At 61.2% G+C, this 513-nt stretch carries 1 pseudogene; it reads left to right on the forward strand.

Going from position 1 to position 513, the window contains the following annotated elements:
* A pseudogene (locus QD357_RS32940) lies at nt 1-513 on the forward strand (AAA family ATPase); the annotation flags it as partial.

Genomic DNA, 513 nt, shown 5'->3' on the forward strand with positions numbered 1-513 from the left:
AGAAAGAAGCGGGGATCCTTTCCCGGACACTTTCCTCGTGGGAGCTTCGCTGGAACGAGGGACGAAACCAGATCGACAGCAAGACGGTCTTCGTACTGGACGAAGCCGGCATGGTGTCGTAGCGGCAGATGGCGCTGTTCGTCGAAGCGGTAACGAAGGCCGGCGCCAAGCTCGTTCTCATCGGCGATCCCGAACAGCTCCAACCGATCGAAGCCGGCGCCGCGTTTCGCGCGATTGCCGATCGCATCRGCTATGCCGAACTCKAAACCATCTACCGCCAACGCCAGCAATGGATGCGCGATGCCTCGCTTGATTTKGCGCGTGGCAACGTCGGCAAGGCGATCGATGCCTACCGTACCAATGGCAAGGTGATCGGATGGGATCTGAAGGCCGACGCCGTCGACAACCTCATCGCCGCCTGGGACCGCGATTACGATCCGGCGAAGACGTCGTTGATCCTTGCCCATCTGCGCAGGGACGTGCGCATGCTGAACCAGATGGCCCGCATCAGGC

Source organism: Rhizobium sp. BR 317, assembly GCF_047445835.1.
Taxonomy (GTDB): Bacteria; Pseudomonadota; Alphaproteobacteria; order Rhizobiales; family Rhizobiaceae; genus Rhizobium; species Rhizobium paranaense.